1 protein-coding gene is annotated in these 282 nt (G+C 70.6%); it reads left to right on the top strand.

What is annotated here, in order from left to right; all coding sequences use genetic code 11:
* The coding region (gene rlmJ, locus EN852_RS40270) for a 23S rRNA (adenine(2030)-N(6))-methyltransferase RlmJ (protein WP_135880009.1) at nt 1-163 on the top strand (163 nt) is incomplete at its 5' end.
* Nucleotides 164-282: the final 119 nt, after the last annotated feature.

The following is a 282-nucleotide window of genomic DNA, read 5'->3' as shown; positions in this document are numbered from 1 at the left end:
GCCTGCCTCGGACGAGCCCAGCCTCGACGGCAGCGGCCTCGTGGTGGTCAATCCGCCCTACACGCTGGAAGGCGAGTTGAAGGTCCTGTTGCCCGCCCTGCACAAGGCGCTCGCCGTCCGGCAACCCTCGCGCTGGGCGCTCGATTGGCTGGCCGGCGAATAGGGCGCGTGCAGTCTTCTATCCCAGTGCTGGCGGCGTCGCGCCGGTCAGCCGCCGGCTTTCGCGGATCAGATGCGCCTGGTCGGCATAGCCGGCCTCGACCGCGCTGCTGGCGATCGAGG

It is taken from the genome of Mesorhizobium sp. M2E.F.Ca.ET.209.01.1.1 (assembly GCF_004010375.2).
Taxonomy (GTDB): Bacteria; Pseudomonadota; Alphaproteobacteria; order Rhizobiales; family Rhizobiaceae; genus Mesorhizobium.
This window is presented reverse-complemented; position numbering and strand designations above follow the sequence as displayed.